The organism is Methylocystis sp., assembly GCF_046349115.1.
Lineage (GTDB): Bacteria > Pseudomonadota > Alphaproteobacteria > Rhizobiales > Beijerinckiaceae > Methylocystis.
The window spans coordinates 185178-208282 of the sequence record NZ_JAXMCX010000004.1; the positions used below are offsets into that span (position 1 = coordinate 185178).

At 62.7% G+C, this 23105-nt stretch carries 17 protein-coding genes; 7 read left to right on the forward strand and 10 right to left on the reverse strand.

Translation table 11 applies throughout. The features are described from left to right. Positions 1 to 386: 386 nt before the first annotated feature. The 4 genes from U1E20_RS12775 to U1E20_RS12790 all read right to left on the reverse strand — a co-directional run bounded on the left by U1E20_RS12775 (position 387) and on the right by U1E20_RS12790 (position 5940). Entirely contained in the window at positions 387 to 1667 is a 1281-nt protein-coding gene (locus U1E20_RS12775; protein ID WP_409980998.1) for an alginate O-acetyltransferase AlgX-related protein, read from the reverse strand. A 23-nt stretch (positions 1668 to 1690) separates the two neighbouring features. Then, positions 1691 to 3112: an MBOAT family O-acyltransferase gene (locus U1E20_RS12780; protein WP_409980999.1), complete on the reverse strand. Its 1422-nt coding sequence runs from the start codon at positions 3110 to 3112 to the stop codon at positions 1691 to 1693. Positions 3113 to 3338: 226 nt separating this feature from the next. Further along, complete coding sequence (locus tag U1E20_RS12785) at positions 3339 to 4631, reverse strand: citrate synthase (RefSeq protein ID WP_409981000.1); 1293 nt, start codon at positions 4629 to 4631, stop codon at positions 3339 to 3341. Between the two features lie 91 nt (positions 4632 to 4722). Further along, on the reverse strand, positions 4723 to 5940 hold the full coding sequence (locus U1E20_RS12790) for a polyhydroxyalkanoate depolymerase (RefSeq protein WP_409981001.1): 1218 nt from the start codon (positions 5938 to 5940) through the stop codon (positions 4723 to 4725). A gap of 111 nt (positions 5941 to 6051) precedes the next feature. Here U1E20_RS12790 and U1E20_RS12795 point away from each other — a divergent pair, with 111 nt between their 5' ends. Next, the gene (locus U1E20_RS12795) at positions 6052 to 6705 is read left to right on the forward strand and encodes a glutathione S-transferase family protein (protein ID WP_409981002.1); all 654 of its coding nucleotides are present in this window, start codon (positions 6052 to 6054) and stop codon (positions 6703 to 6705) included. Positions 6706 to 7019: 314 nt separating this feature from the next. Here U1E20_RS12795 and U1E20_RS12800 read toward each other — a convergent pair whose 3' ends face one another. Beyond that, on the reverse strand, positions 7020 to 8090 hold the full coding sequence (locus U1E20_RS12800) for a hypothetical protein (RefSeq protein WP_409981003.1): 1071 nt from the start codon (positions 8088 to 8090) through the stop codon (positions 7020 to 7022). A gap of 242 nt (positions 8091 to 8332) precedes the next feature. Here U1E20_RS12800 and tyrS point away from each other — a divergent pair, with 242 nt between their 5' ends. Beyond that, positions 8333 to 9601, forward strand: a complete 1269-nt coding sequence (tyrS, locus tag U1E20_RS12805; protein WP_409981004.1) for a tyrosine--tRNA ligase — start codon at positions 8333 to 8335, stop codon at positions 9599 to 9601. A 14-nt stretch (positions 9602 to 9615) separates the two neighbouring features. Here the strand turns inward: tyrS and U1E20_RS12810 are convergent, their stop codons facing one another. Continuing rightward, positions 9616 to 13119, reverse strand: coding sequence for an AsmA-like C-terminal region-containing protein (locus U1E20_RS12810; RefSeq protein WP_409981005.1), 3504 nt, complete (start codon positions 13117 to 13119; stop codon positions 9616 to 9618). Positions 13120 to 13241: 122 nt separating this feature from the next. On the opposite strand from U1E20_RS12810, the gene U1E20_RS12815 reads away from it, so the two are divergent. Next, positions 13242 to 13748, forward strand: coding sequence for a peroxiredoxin (locus tag U1E20_RS12815; protein ID WP_409981006.1), 507 nt, complete (start codon positions 13242 to 13244; stop codon positions 13746 to 13748). A 24-nt stretch (positions 13749 to 13772) separates the two neighbouring features. On the opposite strand, the gene U1E20_RS12820 is transcribed toward U1E20_RS12815, so the two are convergent. Further along, positions 13773 to 14717 (reverse strand): tetratricopeptide repeat protein, encoded by a 945-nt coding sequence (locus U1E20_RS12820; RefSeq protein ID WP_409981007.1) that lies wholly within the window; start codon positions 14715 to 14717, stop codon positions 13773 to 13775. 221 nt (positions 14718 to 14938) lie between these two features. Between U1E20_RS12820 and rnd the strand changes: the two genes are divergently transcribed. From rnd to U1E20_RS12840, 4 genes are all read left to right on the forward strand, one after another. Continuing rightward, complete coding sequence (rnd, locus tag U1E20_RS12825) at positions 14939 to 16111, forward strand: ribonuclease D (protein ID WP_409981008.1); 1173 nt, start codon at positions 14939 to 14941, stop codon at positions 16109 to 16111. A gap of 241 nt (positions 16112 to 16352) precedes the next feature. Beyond that, on the forward strand, positions 16353 to 16742 hold the full coding sequence (locus U1E20_RS12830) for a hypothetical protein (RefSeq protein WP_409981009.1): 390 nt from the start codon (positions 16353 to 16355) through the stop codon (positions 16740 to 16742). A gap of 143 nt (positions 16743 to 16885) precedes the next feature. After that, complete coding sequence (locus U1E20_RS12835; protein WP_409981010.1) at positions 16886 to 17251, forward strand: group I truncated hemoglobin; 366 nt, start codon at positions 16886 to 16888, stop codon at positions 17249 to 17251. Between the two features lie 5 nt (positions 17252 to 17256). Continuing rightward, on the forward strand, positions 17257 to 18213 hold the full coding sequence (locus U1E20_RS12840; RefSeq protein ID WP_409981011.1) for a 2Fe-2S iron-sulfur cluster-binding protein: 957 nt from the start codon (positions 17257 to 17259) through the stop codon (positions 18211 to 18213). Positions 18214 to 18221: 8 nt separating this feature from the next. Here the strand turns inward: U1E20_RS12840 and U1E20_RS12845 are convergent, their stop codons facing one another. From U1E20_RS12845 to U1E20_RS12855, 3 genes are read right to left on the reverse strand one after another with little or no spacing between them, the layout of a single operon-like run. Beyond that, positions 18222 to 19265, reverse strand: a complete 1044-nt coding sequence (locus U1E20_RS12845; protein ID WP_409981012.1) for a linear amide C-N hydrolase — start codon at positions 19263 to 19265, stop codon at positions 18222 to 18224. Positions 19266 to 19314: 49 nt separating this feature from the next. After that, positions 19315 to 20841, reverse strand: a complete 1527-nt coding sequence (gene ppx / locus U1E20_RS12850; RefSeq protein ID WP_409981013.1) for an exopolyphosphatase — start codon at positions 20839 to 20841, stop codon at positions 19315 to 19317. Further along, the gene (locus tag U1E20_RS12855) at positions 20834 to 23065 is read right to left on the reverse strand and encodes an RNA degradosome polyphosphate kinase (protein WP_409981014.1); all 2232 of its coding nucleotides are present in this window, start codon (positions 23063 to 23065) and stop codon (positions 20834 to 20836) included. The genes ppx and U1E20_RS12855 overlap by 8 nt, the downstream gene beginning before the upstream one ends. Positions 23066 to 23105: the final 40 nt, after the last annotated feature.

The following is a 23105-nucleotide window of genomic DNA, read 5'->3' on the forward strand; positions in this document are numbered from 1 at the left end:
GAATTTTAGTGCGCGCTTTGCACGAAAAACCAATCGCCACCTTTTCGCGAGCCGCACCGTATAATGACGTGGCGAAACAGGTGATAGGAATTCCGCTTGATCCGTTCGGTTGGGCCTTGTCATACGAGTTCCGGCTGATCGGTTCGTTTGGGCTGTGTCATTCCCGGCAGGCCGAAGGCCTGACCGGGAATCCAGAGCCAATTCAAGAATGCTGGTTTTGCTCTGGATTCCCGATCGCGCTCCGCGCGTCGGGAATGACAGCCGAGCTGTTTAAACGGACATCGTATGAATCGTTGTATGAATCGTTCGAACGCGATTCCCCTTCTCAGCGTAAACGCGGAGAGGGGAGGCGCGTCTTGATTGGCGCACTTATTTCCGCACTTCGCCTAAGGCAGACGGCGCAGCGCCTCGACGAGATGCGTAACCTGCTTCGTTGTTGAAATGCCGGCTTCGTTTTCTTCGAGCAGGATGAAATCGGCGTCAGCGAGATTTTCGTCGAGTTCTTGCGATGTCGCCTGCAGCCGCTCGCCATTCGAAGCGTCGCCCGGCGCGCGGCGGTAGTGACCGAGTTCGATAGTGTTGTCCGCGGTCCGCATATAGAACCAATAGTCGATTTGCGGCGGACAGGGCGCGAGCGTCGCCGCCGCCAGGACTTGATGCAGAAAGCTGCCGCCAAGCGCGAGGAGGCGCGGCGTCCGCGCGCAATCGCCCTTCTCCCCTGCCCTGCCGATCGCCGACGTCGGATAGGATGCGTCGGGCCACAGAAGATTGAGCAAGTCCAGAAGGTCGCGGTCGGTGCCGACGGCTTCCGGCGCCGGCGCCGACGTAAAGTCGAGAACGCCGATTGGAGACGCCGGCAGCGCACGCGTCACGTCGCGCATGGCGAGCGCGCCGCCGACGCTGTTCCAATGCGAGCCGCCGCGCGGAAATAGCGCGATCGGTTGTCTAGATTTTTCCGCCGCAATCAGCGCAGGGCCGTCAACATAGCGCAGTTGCGCTTCGTCGAGCGCCGCGCGATAGGGCGCGAGCTTCTCCGGCATGACTGTCGCGCGCGCCGCGCAGGGCGCCGACTTCGGCAGGTCCTCCGCATAGCGCGCCGCCTTCGACGGCGAAATCAGATAGACGAAGCTCTTGCCATGCGCCTGCGCCATTTCCTGAATTTCATGCAACGACGCAGACCATGCGCTTAAGTGAGAGGGATCGGAACCGCCGTCTCGCGCGCAAAATTCGTTGATATAGATATCTTCAAAGAGTTGGCCGCTGCGGCCGATCATGACGCCGGGCGCCGCCGAGACGCTGAATAGCGAAAAGACCAGCTGATTTTTGGCGCGCACCGAAATCGGAAAGACCGGCGACATGCGGCCGAGATTTGTCGACACGGCCTTTTGCGTCTCGCCGGAGAGAAAAGCGTCGAACGTCCAGGGCGCGGGCTTTGGCTTCGCGACGCCGGCGAGCGGCGAGGCGCTGCGGATGCGCAGCTTCGGCCAGTCGCGTTCGACGGCGAAGTTCCACAAATTGGCGAGGAAAAGAAAAGCGATGAATCCCGCGCAGCCGAAGATCGGCAGTCGCGCGAAGGTGAGCGACTTCAAGAAGGCGCGCGCGGCGGAAAGAAACGCCGGCGCCGCCGCTCGAAGCTCCGCCTGATCTTTCTCGACGCGTCTATCCATGTCGGCTCGATCGCCCGTGCGCTTCAAAAGCGAAAATAGATGAACGGCTTGAAGGGATCGGCCAGTCCCTTCGCCAACGCCGCAAGGAAGAGCAGCGACAGCGCGCTGTTCGACGCCAAGGCGTAACGCTGCGCGGCGCTCGCCCAATCGAAGTCCCTGACGTAAAGCGACAGCCGCTGCGCGACGCAGATCGCCGCGGCGATCAACGCCACAACAATATATTCTTCGGGAATGGCGATCGCCGCGCTCCCTTGCGCGAAAGGATTCGCCATCAGCGCCAGCAGCGCGCCCGCCTGTTGAACGGATGTCGCACGAAAGAAGGTCCAGCCGACGATGACGACGATCATCGTGATGATATTGGCGCACCAATCCGGCAATCGCTCCAGGCGCTTCACCAGAAACAGCCGGTCGAGCACCAGGAACACGCCATTATAGGCGCCCCAGGCGATATAGGTCCAAGCGGCGCCGTGCCAGAGTCCCGAGGCGAAAAAGCAGATCCACAGATTGAGATAGGTGCGCGCTTCGCCGCGCCGATTGCCGCCGAGCGGAAAATACAAATATTCGCGAATCCAGCTGGTGAGAGAAATATGCCAGCGCCGCCAGAAATCGGTGATGCTCGTCGCCACATAGGGCATGTTGAAATTTTCCAAGAGCCGAAAGCCGAACATGCGCGCGAGCCCGATCGCCATGTCGGAATAGCCGGAGAAATCGAAATAGATCTGGAAGGTGAAGAACAGCACGCCCGCCCAGGCTTCGGCAAACCCAAGCGCGCTAGCGTCATGCGAGAAGATGAGATCGGCGCCGCTCGCCAGCGTATCGGCGAAAAGCAGCTTCTTCACCACGCCGAGCATGAAGCGCGAAAAGCCGATGACGAAATCATCGATGTCGGCGTGCGGCATCACGTCGAACTGGCGCGCGATGTCGTGATATTTGATGATCGGGCCGGCGAGGAGCTTCGGGAAGAAAAAGACGTAAAGGCCATAGAGAAGCGGCGCGCGCGCCGGCGCCGTCACGCCGCGATAGACGTCGACGAGATAGGTGATTTTTTCGAAGACGATGAAGCTAACGCCGATCGGCAGCGCGATCTGGGGGATGTTGATCCCCCGCAGCGTCAGCGCCTTTAGGAGCGCATCGAGATTGAGCGCGAGAAAGCCGGTATATTTGTAATAGATAAGGATCGCGAGATTGGCGACGACGCCAAGCGCGAGCCAGAGCTTGCGCTCTTTGTGCTCCGGCGCCGCGGCGATCCTTTGCGCCACATAAAGGTCGAGCGCCACCGATGCGAAGACGAGAAAGATGAAGACCGGTTCGCTCCAGGCGTAGAAGATCACGCTGGCCGCGAACAGGATGATCGCCCGCCGCAGGCGGACCTCTCCGAAAAACAGATAGATGAGGTAAACCGCCGGGCCGAACAGAAACAGGAACAGCGGCTCGTAAAAAAGCATGATTGTCCTGCGTTCGTCGGCGCGCCGGCGCGAGCGCTGAAGCCTGCGGCTTCTACCAAATGCCCCGCATTGGGGCAAGAAAGCCGACTCGATGCCGCAAAGCTCCAGACGCAGACAAGATGCGCCTCCGGCAGGAGAACGAAACGTTGGATTCGCCCCGTCCTCACCCCTCCCCCGCTTCGCGGGAGAGGGAGAAGGTTGCGTCCGTCGTCAGCGCTTTTTCCGCTCACACGTCACGGAATTCGATCGGCTTGTATTTGCGCTGCGGCTCGCCGACATAGAGCTGGCTTGGGTGGCCCATGCGCAGCTTCGGGTACTCGATCATCTCTTTCCATTGCGCGACCCATCCGACCGTGCGCGCGACCGCGAAAAGCGCCGGGAACATGCTGGTCGGGAAGCCCATCGCCTTGAGGATGATGCCGGAATAAAAGTCGATGTTCGGGAAGAGCTTGCGCGAGACGAAATAATCGTCGGAGAGCGCGATGCGTTCGAGTTCGAGCGCGACGTCGACCAGCGGATCGCTCACCTTGAGTTCCGCCAAAGCTTCGCGCGCCGTGCGCTGCATGATTTTCGCGCGCGGATCGTAGTTTTTGTAAATGCGATGTCCAAAGCCCATGAGGCGGAATGGATCCGACTTGTCCTTGGCGCGGGCCAGAAAATGCGGAATGCGGTCCGGCGAGCCGATCTCGGCCAGCATGCGCAGCACCGCCTCATTGGCGCCGCCATGCGAAGGTCCCCAGAGCGAGGCGACGCCCGCCGCGATGCAAGCGAAGGGATCGGCGCCGGACGAACCCGCGAGCCGCACCGTCGACGTTGACGCCACCTGCGCCAGGTCGGCGTGCAGAATGAAGATGCGATCGAGCGCGCGCGAGACGATGGGATTCTGCGCATAGGGCTCGGTCGGGATCGCAAAGCACATGTGCAAGAAATTCGATGCGTAGTCGAGATCGTTCCTTGGATAGTTGAACGGCTGCCCGATCGAATATTTATAAGCCATCGCCGCCAGAGTCGGCGCCTTGGCGATGAGCCGCATCGACGCGATCATGCGCTGATGGGGATCGAAAATATCGGTCGAGTCGTGATAGAAGGCCGAGAGCGCGCCCACCGACGCGACCATGATCGACATAGGATGCGCGTCGCGGCGAAAGCCTTGAAAGAACCGCGTCATTTGCTCATGCACCATGGTGTGATGCGTGACGCGATAGTCGAAGTCCTGCTTTTGCGCCGCGGTCGGCAGCTCGCCGTGAAGCAGCAAATAGCAGACTTCGAGATAATCCGAATGCTCGGCCAGCTGGTCGATCGGATAGCCGCGATGCAGGAGCACGCCGGCGTCGCCGTCGATATAGGTAATTTTCGTCTCGCAGCTCGCGGTCGAGATGAAGCCAGGATCAAAGCTCAACAGGCCCGTCTGCGCCTGCAGCGTGCGCATGTCGATGACATTGGCGCCAAGCGCCGCCTTCTTTATGGGAAGCTCGACCGTCTTGCCGTCGACTTCGACGCGGCTCGTTGTCTGCTCCATCGGCCCGCCTCGTGTCAGCTTGGCGCTTGCCTGATGCGCAGGAAATGCAGCAAGATTTACGCCAGCGTCATCGGGACGAACCAGCTCGCCTTCATGCGCTGGAGTAAATGTGATCCCGCAGGATGGGATAGATTTGCTTGTCCCATCGCCGTCCGTTGAACACGCCGTAATGGCCAACGTCCGGTTGGAGATAGTGCGACTTCATAAAGGGCCGCAGGCCCGAGCATAAATCATGGGCCGCGAGCGTCTGGCCCATGGAGCAGATATCGTCCTTTTCGCCTTCCACCGTCAGGAGAAAGGTCTTCTTGATCGCTCTCGGCTCGACCAATGTCTCTCGAATAAGCAATTTGCCTTCGGGAAGGGCGTGTTTCTGGAAGACGGTCTCAACCGTCTCCAAAAAGAAAGCGGCGTCGAGATCCATAATCGCGAAATATTCCTCGTAGAAAGTTCGAATCTGATTGGCTTTTTCAAAATCTCCTTCGACGCGGCTTTTAAATAGATCGACGAACGCCTTCGAATGTCGATCGATATTCATGCTCATGAACGCCGCCAGCTGCATGAATCCGGGATAGACATGACGGCCGGCGCCGCCGAGCGAATGGGGCACAACGCCGATCAATTTTTCCTTGAACCAGTCGAGCGGCCGCGATGTCGCGAGTTCATTGACCTTGGTCGGCGAGATGCGCGCATCGATCGGACCCGCCATCAGCGTCAGGCTCGCCGGCTGGTCGGGATCATTGTCCTGCGCCAGCATGGCGACGGCGGCAAGCGCAGCGACCACGGGTTGGCACACTGCCACGACATGGGATTGCGGCCCGATGAATTTGATGAAGTCGATCAGATGCTGGACGAAATCCGCGAAGCCGAAGCTTCCCCGGGATAGCGGCACGTCGCGGGTGTTGCGCCAATCGGTGACATAGACCTGATGGTGACGCAGCAAGCTGCGGATCGTGCCGCGCAACAGCGTCGCGAAATGCCCGGACATCGGCGCGACGAGCAGGACGCGCGGATCATCCTCGCCCCCCTCTCGCGCAAAATGCAGAAGCGCGCCAAAGGGCGTCGAGAGAATTTCGGTTTCCTTCACGCTTACCGTTTCATCGGAATCGGTCGTGATCTCGGCGATTCCGTAATCCGGTCGGGTGTGGGTGAAGCCGGCGAGCGCGACGATTTCATAATATGCCGCCATGCGCCGCAAGGGCGACGCGAATTGCATCGTGCTCCACAAGGAAAGAATGCGCTCGGAGCTTGACGCGAGAACCCGAACGGAATGGCTCAGATTGGCGTAGTTCTGATAGGCGTCATAGATCATGCCGTTGCAAAGCCATTGGTTTCGTCGAAGCGTCGGAGCAATGCGCGTGCCATGCGTCGCTTATTGTGGCGCCCTGCTTGCTTTGAAGGCGTTGGGCCCAGGAAACTCGCCATGCCGCGAACGACGCTTACGATCAGCAGCAGGAATTATTCGTCATGGTCCTTGCGCGGATGGTTGATGGCGAAGCTTTCGGGCGTCGAGTTTGACGAAATCGCCGTCGATCCGGACGACCCCGCCGTCCGCGCCGAACTGTTGCTGCTCGCGCCGTCAATTTTGGTGCCGTGCCTCACCTATGACGGCGTGAACATCTGGGATACTTTGGCGATCGGAGAATTTCTTCACGAAATCGCGCCTAAGGCGGGACTGCTGCCGAAGGACCGGATGAAGCGCGCGCGTTGCCGCTCGATTTGCGGCGAGATTCATTCCGGCTTTACGTCCCTGCGCTCCGCCCTGCCGATGAATATCAAGGGGCATTTTCCCAAATTCAAAGTGTGGTCGAAGGCGCAGGGCGATATCGCCCGCATCTCGCAAATCTGGCGAGACTGTCTGCAGGAACACGGCGGGCCATATCTCTTCGGAGAATTCTCCATGGCGGACGCGATGTATGCGCCGGTCGTCACGCGCTATCGGACCTATGACGTTGCGCTCGACGATGACTGCGACGCCTATTGCGACAGCATCCTGGCCTGGCCCGACATGGAGGATTGGATCGCGCAAGCGCGGCTCGAGGCGGAAAGCTTTGAGGAATTGGAAGTCGAGTTTTGAGATCCCGCCAAAGGCCGATCTTCGATCACTAAGCGAGCGCGAAGAGACGCTCGGCGCGTCGCCACGTCCGTCCTGGCGCATGATACGAAATCCGCTTGATCCGCTCGGCTGTCGTTCCCGACGCGCGCAGCGCGCGCGATCGGGAATCCAGTGCAAAACCAGCATTCTTGGATTGGCTCTGGATTCCCGGACAGGCCTCCGGCCTGCCGGGAATGGCGCCGACAAAGCGAACCGATCAGCCGGTACTCGTATGAGATCGGAAATCGCTTCGGCATGACCGACGCCGATGAGAGGGCCATCGAACAGGCCGGCGATTAACTGCCGGCTTTGGGCGGCGGACGAAAAGCGGTGTTCGGATCATTGCGATCGTCGCGCCAATGCGGATGATTGAAATGGATAACGTGATCGCCGTTATACGAAACGACGGCATCGTCGAAGGTCAGCCGGCCGATGCGCCGCCAGTTCTCCAACGTCCATTTGATGTTTCCAAACTTTCGCCGCTCGACGCCCTGATCGGTGACCTCGATGTTGAAAACGAGCTTGCGCTTTGGCGTCGGGTCTCCTTTGTCGAAAATCTGTCCCATGATTTCGTCGCGAACGTCCAGGCCTTCCCCTTCGATCCTCGGCTGCTCCGGCGCGACGGCAAGACGCAGGAAGGCTGGCGCCCGCGTCGGCTCGAAAGGCGGCTTGCCGAGTTCGGCGACCGTGTGCACCTGGCGATGCGTCGAGACCTTGTCGGCGAGGGTTAAAACGACGCCATTGACGACCAGCACCGGCAAGCCAAGGCCTTGGCGCAAAGGGGTGACATCCGGCGCGTTACGAAGCTCGGCGTCGTTGATATAGTCGGAGTAAGCGCCGCCGATATCCTCCTGTGTGAAAAAATTCGCCGTCCGCAGCGGATCGGCGTGATTGGGATCGTCGGTTGGATAGAGTTTTCCGGCGAGCGAGAGGGAGCGCGTCTTCTGTCCGCGCCGCGTCAGCCTCGACGAATAGCGGGCAATGACGAGCGCACGGCTCCCGCGCTTGAAATAACCGGAGTAAGGCGTCTCTTCGGTAATCTCCCAAAGACCGGTGAGACAGACGCCGTTGGGATGAATCAGGCGCAGGAATCCCTTGCCGTCCGGCCCCCAGCGCAGATCGGCGTGCGAGTCGACCGCGCGCGCCGCGGCCTTGGCGAACCAATATCGACGCCCGAATGTCCAAATCCCGCGCAGCACATTGGAGAGACGGGTCGGCGTCTCGGGCAAGGGGGGCGCATCCTCGGCCCCCCAAAGCTGATAATAGGGATTGGCGAATATGGCCGCCCGGACATCGGCGAAACGCGAGCCGCGATAGTTGCGATCCTCATCGGTCACGCCTTCCTCGGCGCCAAATTTCTCGACCATAATGCGCTCCTTCTCAAATAGAACTCGCCCCGCAAATATCGGCGCAACCCTCGTGCGCTGATTCCGACGACGTCGCCGGGGCGGAACGGGATAACGCCGCCGCGGATTTCTCAATGATGATGATGCGTAATTAGGTAGTTGCGATGAGAGGATATCAATCCCCTTTTTGGTAGTGGCGGTCCCATCCACGGGCCTGCCCACCGGCTTGCGCCGGCGGCGCGCAGCGCCTATCACCCGGCGTCATGACTTCCTCCGGCGATTTCACCCCAAAATCCGACTTCCTTCGCGCGCTCATCGAACGCGGCTTTGTTCATCAATGCTCCGATTTCGCGGGGCTAGACGAAAAGGCTTGCGTCGGAACGCTTGCCGCCTATATCGGCTTCGACTGCACGGCGCCCTCGCTCCATGTCGGCTCGCTCCTGCCGATCATGATGCTCGCCTGGCTGCAGCGCGCCGGCGGCAAGCCGCTGCCGCTGATGGGCGGCGGCACCACCCGGGTCGGCGATCCTTCCGGCAAGGACGAGAGCCGCAAGCTGCTCACCGTCGAGCAGATCGACGCCAACAAGGCGTCGATCCGGACCGTCTTCGAGCGCTTCCTAGAATTCGGCGACGGCGCGACGGATGCGCTGATGCTCGACAACGCCGATTGGCTCGCTGGGCTGAATTACATCGACTTCCTGCGCGACGTCGGCCGCCATTTCTCGGTCAACCGCATGCTGACGATGGATTCGGTGAAGCTGCGGCTCGAACGCGAGCATGAGCTCTCCTTCATCGAATTCAACTATATGTGCCTGCAGGCCTATGATTTCGTCGAGATCAACCGGCGCCATGGCGCGCTGCTGCAGATGGGCGGCTCGGATCAGTGGGGCAATATCGTCACCGGGCTCGATCTCGGGCGCCGCATGGGCTGTCCGCAGCTTTACGCGCTCACCTCGCCGCTCTTAACGACATCCTCGGGCGCCAAGATGGGCAAGACCGCGGCCGGCGCCGTCTGGCTCAACGCCGACCTACTGTCGCCCTATGACTATTGGCAATATTGGCGCAACACCGAAGACGCGGATGTCGTGCGCTTCCTAAAACTCTTCACCTTCCTGCCGATGGAAGAGATCGCGCGCCTCGCGGCGCTGCAAGGCGCCGAGATCAACGAGGCGAAGAAGACTTTGGCGACGGAGGCGACGGCGCTCATCCATGGCCGTCAGGCTGCCGAACAGGCGGCGGAAACCGCCCGCGCGACCTTCGAGGAAGGCGCGCTGGCTCTGTCTCTCCCTAAGGTCGCCGTCTCCTCCGAAGAAATCGCCGCCGGGCTCGGCGTGCTGACCGCCTTCGTCAAGGCGGGACTCGTCGCCTCGACCGGCGAAGCGCGCCGCCAGATCAAGTCCGGCGGGCTACGCGTCAATGATGCGCCGGTGACCGACGAGCGCGGAATCATTGGCGATGCGGAGTTTGCTAGCGAAGGCGTGGTCAAACTCTCGCTCGGCAAAAAGAAGCACGTCCTGCTCGAACGCGCCTGACGCCGCGCACGATCCTACCGCTCCTGCGGCATGCGCGCGGTGCCGTCGATGACGCCCATGATCTTGCGCATCAGGCCGGGGGCGATCGCCGACAGCGGATTGACGTTGATCGACGGCGACGCGAGCGCGCCATAGAGCCGATAGCTCAGCCCGAAGACGCCCTCATGCTGGCCGCCGGCGAGCACCACGCCGACGACCGGAATATTCGAAAGCAGGCTGTTCAGCGCATAGGCCGGCACATAGGTGCCGACGAGATCGAGCTTCTCGCGCTGAAAGTCGATATAGCCGTCGAAGGTGAGGCCGATCTCCGGCCCCGACAGCACCCCGTCGCGCACCGCGAGCTGTCCGCCGGTCCAGCCGAATTCGCTCTCCAATCTGCCGACGCGGACGAGGTCGGGGTCGAAGCGGTAATTGCCGCGATCGTCGGTGCGCGCCGTGCCGCTTTGCGCCATCAGCTGGCGCACCGTCGGCTCGCCGCGCACAAAAAAGTCGCGGATGCGCAAGGCGCCGTCGGCGCGGTTCTGGCCGAGCTGCACGGTCGCGCTCAGCGCGCCGCTGTCCATCTTTCGGTAGATGTCGAGGAAGGAGAGGAGCGAACCGCCGTCATTGGTTGAAATTTCCATCTGCGACGCGCCGTCGGCGCTCCGATCCGTGCCGACGGTGAGCTGTTCGCGGCCGAAAAAGCCGGTCAGCGCCAGCGCGCGCAGCTTGCCGCCGCGCCGCTCCATTTTCAGCTCCACATTGGAGAGAATTTGCTTGTTATGGCCGGTGACGATCGGCGATTTGAAATCGAGTTCGAGATTGTCGATCGTTCCCTTGCCGCCGCGGTCGGCGCGCAACAATCCTTGCATCATCGGCCGCGCGTCGAAATTCGTCCCGCGCGCGACGATCTTCACGGTATCGCCGCTGCGCTGCGCCTCAACGCGCATGTCGTCGCCGGGCGAGAGCCGCGCTTGCGCGAGACGGACGGCGCGGAAGGCGCCGTCGCGGGCGAATTCGATGACGCCCTGCGCCTGCGTCGGCCCGGCGTCGAACAGGAATTGTTCGAGCGCCATCGCCTCGCCGCGACGGGTCAGATTGAACGAGGCTTTCGCCGGCTTTCCCGCCGGCTTCACCAAGCCTGGCAGCGGATTGTCGAAATTCGTCCGGGAAAGATCGAGTTCGATCTGCGTATCGACATTCTCGATCGGGAGCGGCGTGCGTATCGTCGCCAGGATCGGGCCGCTGACTCCGGCGATGGCGTAGCCCGCGCGCTGACGCGCTGCGTCGTCAAAGGTGAAGGCGACATGCGCCTGGGCCGCGCCCTTGTCGCCAAAGCCGCGGCGCACTTCGAGAGTGGCCGGGGCGTTGAAGAGACGGCCGGTTCCGCTAACGCGCAGTCCGCTCCGATCGGCGACGACGCGCAGCGCGCCGCCTTCGAGCTTCTCCTTGCCGATCAGATTGTCGACGACGAGATTAGTCGTCGTCGCGTCGATGGTGAAAGTCGTCGCCTCGTCGCGGGCGTTGACGCCCGTCTCGAAATCGACGCGCAGGCGTCCTTCAAGCGTCCCCTTCAGCGTACTGGGCGCAACCGGAATCGACGCATGTTCGGCGATCGCCGGCAAGGTCAGAAGGTCGGCGACGGCTTCGACGTCGCCGCCGACATCGACCTCGACGCTGGCCGGCGTCGGGCGGAGCGCGCTGTCCGCGACGGTGAAGCGTCCCGAGGCGAGCGCGAGACGCCGCCCATGTCCGGTCTCCATGACGCCCGAGGTCGCGGCGAATGACACCGTCTGGCCGGTGACGCGCAGATGGCCGTTGATGCCGTTCAGCGGCGCCATGCCCGGCAGAATATCGGTGACGGCGCCGTCGACAATGTCGCCTTCGGCGAGCAGCGATTGATCCGGCGGCGCCTGTTCATAGCGCATCGCCGTCAACGCAGCGCCGTTGAAATCGGCGACGTAATCGCCGCGCTTCAACACGCCGTCCGGCACATGGTCGACAAACCAGGTGCGCACCGAGGGCGCGACATGGGTCGGCCACAGCCGCGACAGCGCGCGAATCTGCGTTTCCTCGACGCCCATTTTGAGCGTGACGCGCAAGTCGTCGTGCCAACTGAACGCGCCGCTGAGGTCGATATGCGTGTCCGGTCCGGCGAAGGCGAATTTGTCGAATATGATCTGGCGTTCGTCGTGAAAGAGGCGCGCGTTTAACAATCCGCTGTCGATCCGAATGTTCTTCTCGCCCGCGCGCTCGGGCGCGACCACCGTCGGCGCTTTGAGCCGGAGCCCCAGCGTCCATGGCCCGTCGAGATGCGCCACGTCGGCAATGCTCTTCGCCCCCGCGGGCGGGCGGGCTTCGCCGACCACCGTCATGTCGAAGCCGCCCGCTTTGAACACCAGCGGCGCGATCACCACTTTCCGCGCGCCTCTGTCCCAGGTGGCGACGCCGGCGACCTTCTCGATCATCACCGGCTCATGGTCAGGTTCGTCGAAGCGGAAATAGCCCCGGCCGACCTCCGCCTGGCCCGACGCTTCGAGAACCTCGTCGCCGGCGCCGAGCGCGAATTGCAGATCGAACGAGAACGGCGCGTCAGTGTCGAAGCGGGCGGTGCGGAAACCGCCGGCAAGGGCGATCTCGTCGATCGACAGATCGCGAAACTGCGCGTGGAACTCGCGCCGCCCGCCCGGGGCGCCCTTGGCGACGGCGATTGCCGTCCAGCGCCCGGAGGGACCGTTGGCCGCCGCCGAGAAGCGCATGCCATTGCCGCCCTTGTCGAGGCTGAGCGTCACGTCGTCATAGCGGATGGCGCGATCGATCGTGCGATCGTCGATGGTCAGCCGGCCATGCACGACGCCGAGACGATCGAGCGCGCCGATCGGACTGTTCGGACTGGTGGCGAGGTCCATCAGCCCGCGCAAGGCCCCCGTCGCTTCGCGCAGCAGGGTCGCGCGCCGCGCCCCCGCCTCCGCCTCCGCCTCCGCCGGCGCGATGGTTGGCGCAGGCGCCGCGACAGGATGAGCCCCGGCCGAAATCGCCACGGCGCCGTCCTGATCGACGGAGAGCCGCAAATCCAGATCGAGAACCTCCAGCCGCCGCAACTTTACGCGGCCGAACAGCAAGGATTGAAAATCGACCGACAGTTCCGCGCGCGGCGCCGCCAATATCGGTCGGCCCTCCTTCTTGACGATGAAATCATCGACTGAAAGCGTCGGACCGTGATCGCTGTTGCCGATCGAGGCGGTGGCGAGCGAAAATTCATATCGTCCGCCCGCGAGCTCATCGAGCGCTCCGGCGATTTGCGGGGCGAGCCAGGCGAAGGAGATCGAGCCCTGCGAGAGGAGCAGGAAGAATCCCCCGATCGCCACCGTGCAAAGCAGGGCCGAGGCAAGTCCGCTCAGCAGGATCAGGCGTGGAAGTCCGCGGGGCGGCGCCGAAAATTTCAGCCGCCAAGCCGCGCGACAGGCCCGCAGCATCGCATGCCGCGCCATGTCGACGACAGCGTCGCCGCTCGGCTTGCGCCCCGTCCTGTCGGTCAATTGGCCTCGCTCTCGGCTCCCGGCAGCCTGGGCCTAAAAAATGAAGCCGGTCTTGCCGGTTGGCGCGCAGTCTGCATTCTAACGGCTGATTTTAGCTGCGGATGCGACGAAAGGAAGGCGCCATGAGCACAACCGTCGGGAAGGCGGAGCCTAAACCCAAGCAGGAGGTTCTGAAAGAGGGCGACCCGGCGCCCGCCTTCGATCTTCCCGGGGCGGGCGGCGAAAAGCTCTCGCTCGCCGCGCTCAAGGGCAAGAAGGTCGTGCTCTATTTCTACCCTAAGGACGACACCTCGGGCTGCACCAAGGAAGCTATAGAGTTCAATTCGTTACGCGACAAATTCGCCAAGGCGAAGGCAATCGTCGTCGGCATGTCGCCAGACCCTGTAAAGAGCCACGACAAGTTTCGCACGAAGTATGAATTGTCGCTGCCGCTCGCGTCGGATGAGAAAAAAGAGACGCTCGGCGCCTACGGCGTCTGGGTCGAGAAAAGCATGTATGGCCGCAAATATATGGGGGTCGAACGCACCACGGTGCTGATCGGCCCCGACGGCCGCATCGCCAAAATCTGGCGCAAGGTGAAAGTGCCGGGCCACGCGGAAGAGGTGCTGGCGGCGGCCAAGGCGCTGTAGCGCGCCTTTTCGCCGCCGAGCGCCTCAATTGTGGTCGTGTTCGGCGGCGGGCGCGGCGTCGGTCGGCGTCGCCGCCCCGGAACTCCGTTTGGCGATGAGCCGCGCCATGTCCTCGACCCCCTTCTTGGCCGCGGCAAGATCAGGTTTCGCCGCCAGCGCCGCGTCGTAATCGGCCTTGGCGCGGACGAAGTCCTTTTTGGCGCGCCAGGCGTTGGCGCGATTGACCAGCGCGCTGACATAGCCGGCGTCGATGTTCAGCGCGGCGTCGAAATCGGCGATCGCCTTGTCGAATTCGCCCTTGGCGTAATGGCAGGCGCCGCGTCCGTTACGCGCCGCGGCAAGCTTCGAATCGCGCTTGAGCGCCTCGGAAAAGGCGGCGATGGCGCGGTCGTGGTCGTTCTTCGCGTGGTGCAGCGCGCCAGCCGTCAGGAGCGGCGCGGTCGATTTGGGGTCGGCCTTCGCCGCCTCTTCGAGATCGGCGAGCGCCTTTTCGACATCGCCTTTCGCCCGCCAGATATGGGCGCGCGCCAGAAGCGCCGCGGCGTTCTTCTTGTCGAGCGCGATCGACTGGCCGTAGTCGGCCAGCGCGCTGTCGAGATCGCCCTTTGCGTGATGCGCGGCGCCGCGCGCCGCAAAGATCACCGACGATTTCGGATCAATTTCCAGCGCCTTGCCGAAATCCTCGAAGGCGTGGGCGTAATCGCCCTTGGCCTGATAGGCGCCGGCGCGATTGACATAGGCCGCCGCCTGATTGTGCCGGTTCTCCTTCGCGATCTCCGCAATGACCTGCGAGCATCCGGCGATGCGTTCGTCGGGATCGGGGGCGCGGCATTGTCCCCAGCCCGGGCTGACCCCGCCCTTATGCGCCGCAAGGGCCGGCGCGCCGGCAATCACGAAAGAGAGGACGAAGGCGGCTGAAAGCCGCGCCCGCGCGACCGCTCGCGCAGCGGAATCGAATCGCAGAAGCATGGATTGGACGTGGCTCCTCGAATTAGAGTGGCGATGGCATGCTACCCGAAGGAATGCCGCCCGCAACCCGGAAATATCCTTTTTTGTGACGGTCCCGGCCCTTTCGGCGGTGGAGAACCGCGCTGTCGGCCAACCTTTTAACCGATCCGCGCATGGCGAAGCGCCGCGAAAACACGTTAGGACTTCAGACCGGGAAGAAAAACGTTTAAAACAAATCTGAAATGAGTCTCCTCGCCACCAATGCGGAACTGGTTGCGGTCTGCGACCGCTTCGCCCAGCATCCCTTCGTCACCGTCGACACTGAATTCCTGCGGGAAACAACGTTTTGGCCGCGGGTCTGCGTCATCCAGCTCGCGTCGCCGCAAGAGGCGGTGGCGATCGACGCTCTCGCGGAAGGCCTCGATCTTTCGCCCTTCTTTCAGCTGATGGCGAATCCGGAGGTGGTCAAGGTCTTCCACGCCGCGCGCCAGGACCTCGAAATCATCTGGCGTCTTGCCCGATTGATTCCCGCGCCGCTGTTCGACACCCAGGTCGCGGCCATGGTGTGCGGATTCGGCGAGCAAGCCTCCTATCTCGAATTGGTGAAGGCGATCACGCGCGCCAATCTCGACAAATCCTCGCGTTTCACCGACTGGTCGCGGCGTCCCCTGTCGGAGGCGCAGATCGAGTACGCGATCGCCGACGTCACCCATCTTCGCGACATTTACGCTGCCCTGCGGGCGCGGCTTGAACGTTCCAACCGGCTCGAATGGCTCGCCGACGAGATGGAGACGCTCACCTCGCCGGCGACCTATGAGCAGCATCCGGAAAACGCCTGGGAGCGCCTGCGTCACCGGGCGCGCAAGCCGCGCGACCTCGCGGTGCTGATGGAGATCGCCGCCTGGCGCGAACTTGAGGCGCAGATGCGCGACGTGCCGCGCTCGCGGGTGCTGAAGGACGACGTGTTGATCGAAATCGCGGTCGCCGCGCCGCGCTCGATCGAGGCGCTCGGCAATTTGCGCTCCTTTCCGAAGGGAATGGAGCGTTCCCGCGCGGGGGCCGACATCGTCGCCGCGGTCGAGCGCGGCGTCGCCCGCGATCCCGCCACGGTTCCGCGCATCGAGCGCGATCGGCGCAACTCGAACGGCGCGACGGTCGAACTGTTGAAAGTGTTGCTGCGTCAGGTGGCGGAGGAATCCGGCGTCGCCGCCAAGATGATCGCCACCGTCGACGACCTCGAAGCCGTCGCGCATGACGACGACGCCGACGTCCCGGCGCTGAAGGGCTGGCGCCGCGCGATTTTCGGCGAAAAGGCATTGGAGCTGAAACGCGGGCGGCTGGCGCTCGCAGTGGAAAATGGCCGCGTCGTCACCTTCGACTGGCAGGAGCACGCCCAGACCGCAACCGCCGAATAAAAGGGGATTTTCCCACCGCAATGCAAAATTTATGGGCAAACTCTTGTTTGCCTATTCGTGTTGACTAAAATTTGAACGCTCTAATTAATCTTTTAATTTCATGGTATTATAGCGATCAAAGCGGAATTTATTGCGCTGCACTATTGATATGGTGCGATGCAGTATCCACCTTCGGGACGAGCGAGGCGTCGGCCGGCTACGGCGACCGCTTAGCCTTGCTCCGAAGATGGAAGGAAAACACATGATCGCAGGAAATCGAATTGTCGCGGCGGCGTTCGGCGGAGCGCTGTGCCTTGCAGCAAGCTCGGGCCTGTCCGCCGCCGACGCTTCATTGACGATGAAGCCGCTCATGGCGGCAAGTTTTGACGCCGGATCGAAGCATGTCGTGAGCTATTTCGCCTCGGGCGAGAACGGCTGCCGTCTGACAATGATGGTGATCGACTCGGCGCAGAATGAGGAGCCGACGCCGCAGACCCAGGCGACGCGTCTCGTCTTCACCGTCGCCGACGGCAAGGCCGCGCATTTCGACTCGGCGGCCGGCGGCTCCTTGCGCTTTAGCTGCGCACAGGGCGCCGAGACCATGCGCGTCGACAAGATCGATCGCATCGCGGCGTATCCCGCCGCCGAATAACATCGCCCGGAGCGGCGGCGCTTGGTTGCGCCGCCGCATGGTGGCTCCATCGAAACCCTGGAATTGTCGGCTGCTGGACATTGCGTCCGCCATGACGGCTCGCGACTATCGTTGCGAATAAGACCAATTCCAGGGAGGGGAACATGTCCAGCCTGTACGAGCGCCTGGGCGGCGAAGGCGCAGTCAATGCGGCCGTCGAGCTTTTCGATCGCAAAGTGCTCGCGGACGGCCGGATCGCGCATTTTTTCGACGGCGTCGACATGGAGAGCCAGATCGCCAAGCAGAAAGCGTTTCTGACCATGGCCTTCGGCGGACCCAATAATTACACCGGCGCCGACATGCGCAATGCGCATAAGCGCCTCGTCGACAAGGGGCTCAACGATTCGCATGTCGACGCGGTGATCGAGAACCTCAACTACACGCTACGCGACCTCGGCGTTCCCGAAACCGAAGTGAAGGAAGTCGCCGCTCTCGCCAATTCCGTGCGTAACGACGTGCTCAATCGCTAACGCGCGTGACGCTCGTCACTCACGAGGGTCGCGCGGTCGACGTCGCGCCAGGCGAAACCGTCCTTGAAGCGCTGCTGCGCGCCGGCGTGAACGCGCCGCATTCGTGCCGCGCCGGCAATTGTCACAGTTGCATGCATCGGGCGATCGACGGCGCGCCGCCGCCGGAGTCGCAGGCTGGCCTGACCGATGCGCAAAAGGCGATGGGCTATTTCCTGCCTTGCATCTGCCGGCCGACGACGCCGCTGACGATCTTGCGCCCAGACGATCTTGGCGCGAGTCTCGAGGCGATCGTGCGCGCCATCGATCCGTTAAGCGTGGATATTGTCCGGCTGCGCATCGAGGCTGACGGATTCGTCTATCGCCCCGGACAATTCATCGAACTCAGCGCCTCCGATGACCTCAAGCGCCATTATTCGCTCGCGAGCCATCCCGAGGAAGATTCGTTCCTCGAGATGCATATTCGCCTCCATCGGGACGGCCGCATGAGCCGTCATCTGGCGGACAAGCTACGCGCCGGCGACAGAGTGTATGTCGCTGGACCATCCGGCTCATGCTTTTACGAAGGCGTCCACGAGGATCAGCCGATGCTGCTGATCGGCGCCGGCACCGGCCTCGCGCCGCTCTATGGCGTATTGCGCGACGCCCTCCGCAAAGGCCATCGCGGGCCGATCAGGCTCTATCACGGCGCGCGAAGCCGCGAGGGACTCTATCTCTCGGAAGAACTGCAGGCTCTGGCGAATTCGCGCGACAATATCGACTATCGTCCCTGCGCCTTCGATCCGTCGGCGCCACATGGCGGCGATGTCGCCGCGACGGCGCTCGAAGCCGAGCAGAGCGTCTCCGACGCCGCGATCTTTCTCTGCGGCGGCGAGAATCTGGTGAAGCGCCTGAAGCGCGAATTGTTCATGCGCGGCGCGAGCCTGAAAAACATCCGATCGGACGCCTTCACCCCGGCGCGATAATGGCGCTTTTAGTGCGCCAGGAACTTGAACGGCTCGGCCGGCACGAATTTGTCGGCGACTTCGCCGGAGAGAATCGGGCTGCCGGAGAGGTCGAGCTTCGCCGGCTTTGCGCCCGGTTCGAGTTTCAGCTTCGTCAAATCGACCCAAAAAATCGAAGGATTGAGCGTCGGCTCGAAATAATAGAGCCGCTGCTTGATATCGGTGACCGAACGCCAGCGCGTCGAGGCGATATTGGGCTCCTGCGGCGTGGAAATCCCAAGCGGCACCGAAACGTTGCGAATGATCGAAAAGACGCTGGCGATCGCCACGCGCTCATCCGCGACTTTCGGCGTCGCATTTAAATTCCAATAGGCGCGGGCGAAGCGATCGGAGGCGCGATGCGTGCCGGGAAGGAAATTCGACCCGCCGATCTCCAGCCAATAAGTGTTGAGCGCGAGCTGCTGATCGAAAGGCGGCGAATTGGTCATCACCGTGAATTTTGGACTGTGATGGATGACGAGCTTGCCGCCGAGATATTCGAGAATGGCGCTGTCGCCCGAGCCATCGGCGAGCGCCATATGGCTTGCCGCCTTGACGCCCCCGGGAAGGTCGGGCGCGACGATCGCGAAGGGCTCCTTCTGCAGCGCCTTCACCGCATCGGCGACGCTTCCATAATTGTCGAGAACATATTGCGCCCACCCGCCGACGGAGAGCAGCGGCTTTCTTGACGCTTTCGGGTCGCCGTAATCCGCTTCGGCGAGATAGAGAAGGCTGACGACGAGACCCGACTCGTTCACGCCCTCGGCTGTCGCTGCGTCGTAAAAGTCGGCGATCAGCGACCCATATTTCGCGGTCCATTTGATCGAACCGGGGCCGACGCCGCCATCGCGCGCCATCCCGCGCGGAAAGGACCACAGATTTGTGCGCGGATCGACATCCCAATCCATGGTCCGGCCGACAATATAGTCCTTATCGGCGGTCCCATAGAGCACGCGCGTGCATGCCTCGGCGCTCGCGAAGGTCAATGTGAGCGCGGCGCAGCCGAGAAGCGAATTCGCCAAGAACTTTCTCATGCCGGATTCCTTTCGATCCAATCGCCTTAAACATAGGGCGCCCGCGCCTTCAGGACCCGATTTCGATGCGCGCATCGACGCCCATCAGCTTGCCGAGCCCCTTCAATCGATTGAGCACGCGCTCGCTCGCTAGATCGGCGAAAGCCTGCGGCAGAGTGAGGGTCGCCGCGCGGTCGCAGACCCGCAGACGGGTGCGCGGCAGCACGCCGGGCATCGACGCCGACAACAGATAGGCGACGCGCATCAGGGCTCCGAGAATTCGCGCGCGCATGAAGAGACGCGTCGTCAACAACGTGCGCAGATCCGAAAGCCCCTCGGCGCCGTCGAGCCCTTCGTGACGAAAGACGATGGCGAGCGACAGAAAGGCGCGGCCGGGATGATCGATCGCGACGAACGGCCCCTGCGTGACGATATTCATGGCGCGCTGCGCGCGATATTCGGGATGGGCGCGCCAGGCGATGTCGGAGAGCAGACAGGCGGCGTGGCGCAGCCGGCGCTCCTCCTCGGTTTCGTCGATGGCGCTTTTATCCATGAAGGCGTCGGTCCAATCGACGAGATCGTCGCCATAGCCCGGCGCGCGCGCGAATGTCTCCTCCAATTCGCGCGTGGCCGCGAGCAAGGGGTCGATGCGCCGCTCGGCCGACGGCAGCCGTTCATACAGCATGCCTTCGCGAACGCCGGCGGCGGAAAGGACGATCTCGCGGGGTTTGGCGCGTCGGATGATTTCGTCGAGCACGATCGCGCCATAAGCGAGCAACGGCCGGCGCGCCGCCGAGACAATGCTGATGTCTTCCAGCGCTTCGCTGTCGATATGTTCGACGAGCTCCGCGAAGTCGGCGGCCTCGCTCGTCTGGATACGGTAATGATGCATCACGCCGAGCGGATAATTGCGCTGACGCATGTGAAGTTTCGCCAGCGAACGCCAGGTGCCGCCCACCGCGTAGAATGTGCGGCCCTTGAGATGTTCGAGCGGCTTGGCGTCGCCGATCGACTTGCGGGCGATGCGCGTCGCCTCGCGCATCGAGCGCTGCGCGGCGTCCATCAGCGCCAATCCGCCGAGCGGCAGCGTGACGCCCTTGCCCAGCGTCTCCTTATGAACGTCGATCAATTCGAGCGAGCCGCCGCCAAGATCGCCGACGACGCCGTCCGGCGCGTGAATCGCCGAAACCACGCCGAGCGCGGAAAGCTCCGCTTCGCGGCGACCGGACAGCAAAGAAATGTCGCGCTGAATGGCGTCCCGCGCGGCTTCGAGAAACACCGTGCCGTTCTTGGCTTCGCGCACCGCGGCGGTGGCGATCACCTCGATGTCTTCGACGCCCATCGTTTCGCAAAGCGCGCGATAGCGCCGCAGCGCCTTTAGCGCCTTGTCGACGGCGTCATCGGCCAGCCGGCCCGTCGTGACGACGCCCTTGCCGAGGCCGCACATCGCCTTTTCGTTAAAGATCGGCGTCAGCGCGCGCGCCAGCGCCTGATAGGCGACGAGACGCACCGAATTCGAGCCGATGTCGACGATGCCGACGGGTTTTGGCGCGGGGTCGGAACGCTGCGTCAGGTGACGCCGCAACGTCTCAAGCATGTTGTCCGCGCTTCAACAGCGAACGCGGCCGCCAATCCTTGAGCGACTTGCCGCGACCCGAAAGCGACGGGTTGGTCATGAAATATTTATGCGCGTTGAATCGCTCTTCGCCCTCCGGCGGAACGATGCGCAGGGAGGAGCCGTCCGGCAGGACGCGATAGCTCTGCTCATTGTCGATCAGATTGGCGAGCATGATTTGATCGAGCACCTGCTGATGCACGGTCGGATTGAGGATCGGCATCATCGCCTCGACCCTTCGATCGAGATTGCGCGGCATCAGATCGGCGGAAGAAATATACACATGCGCGCGCGGATTGGGCAGCGCATGGCCGCCGCCGAAAGCGTAAACGCGCGCATGTTCAAGGAAACGTCCGACAATCGACTTCACCCGAATATTGTCGGAAAGTCCCGGAACGCCCGGCCGCAAACAGCAGATGCCGCGCACGATGAGATCGATCGACACGCCGGCTTGCGAGGCGGCGTACAGGGCGTCGATGATTTCCGGGTCGACCAGGGCGTTGCATTTGCCCCAGATGACGCCCGGCTTGCCGGCCTTCACGAAAGCGATTTCCTGCTCGATGTGTTCGAGAAGCTTCTTCTTGAGCGAAATCGGCGAGACCGACATGCGCTCCAGTCCGGCGGGCTCGGCGTAGCCGGTGATGTAATTGAAGATGCGCGAAATATCCCTGCCGATCGCGGGATCGGCGGTGAACACCGAAATGTCGGTATAAATGCGCGCCGTCACCGGATGGTAATTGCCGGTGCCGACATGGCAATAGCTGACCAGCCCAGAGCCCTCGCGACGCACGACGAGCGACAATTTGGCGTGGGTCTTGAGTTCGATGAAGCCGAAGACGACTTGCGCGCCGGCGCGTTCGAGGTCGCGCGCCCAGCGAATATTCGCCTCCTCGTCGAAACGCGCCTTGAGTTCGACGAGCGCGGTGACGGATTTGCCGGCCTCGGCCGCCTCGACGAGCGCGCGCACGATCGGGCTGTTGTTCGAGGTGCGATAGAGCGTCTGCTTGATCGCGATGACATTGGGATCGCGCGCCGCCTGTTGCAGGAACTGCACCACGACGTCGAATGATTCGTATGGGTGATGGACCGCAAGGTCCTTCTGCTTGATGGCGAGGAAGCAATCGCCGCCATTGTCGCGCACGCGCTCAGGAAAACGTGGATTATAGGGCTTGAATTTGAGGTCCGGCCGATCGAGCGCGACGAGCTCAGAGAGGTCGTTGAGCGCCAGCATGCCGTCGATCTCGAACGTCTCGGGCTCGTTCACGTCGAGTTCCTCGGCGACGAGCGCGCGCAAGGTCGCCGGCATGTCAGCGGCGACTTCGAGCCGGATCACCGAACCACGCCGGCGCCGTTTCAGCGCCGTCTCGAACAGCAGCACGAGATCTTCGGCCTCTTCCTCGACTTCGAGATCGCTGTCGCGGATGACCCGGAACAGCCCCTGCCCCCGCAACAGATAGCCGGGAAAGAGCCGCTGCGCGTTCATCGCGATCAGCGTTTCGAGCAGCATGAAGCGCTCGCGTCCGCTGGCGCCCGTCGCCGGCAGACGCACGAAACGCTCGATCTTGGGCGGCAGCCTGACAAGCGCCTGCAGCGTCTTGCGGTCGCCAGGGCGCACCAGTTCGAGCGCCAGAGTGAATCCCAGATTGGGGATGAAGGGAAACGGATGCGCCGGATCGACCGCGAGCGGCGTCAGCACCGGAAAGACGCGGCTGAGGAAATATTCCTCGAGCCACTCGCGGTCGGCCTTGGAGACATCGGCGGGCTCGACGATGACGATGCCAACGCCCTCGATCTCGGCGCGAAGGTCGCGCCAGCGCCGCAGCTGCTCGCTGGTCAGCAGCGTGACGCGCTCGGTGATCTTGGCGAGCTGCTCGGCGGGCGTCAGGCCGTCCTCGGAGCGGGCGGTTACGCCCGAGCGCACCTGCCCGCGCAGGCCGGCGACGCGCACCATGAAGAATTCATCGAGATTATTGGCTGAAATCGACAGAAAACGCAGCTGCTCGAGCAGCGGATGATTACGGTTGGAGGCCTCCTCCAGCACCCGACGGTTGAATTCGAGCCAGGACAATTCCCGATTGATGAATCGTTGCGGAGAGGCCGCAAGCTTGGCGGGATCCTCGACGAGAATCTCATCGGCGCGATCCATCACGGCGATGTCGGCGCCGGTGCGCTCGGCTGGGAGCTGATCCTGAATGTGGGGCTTCATGTCCATGTTCCGCTCAAACCATCATGCCACAGGCTCGCGC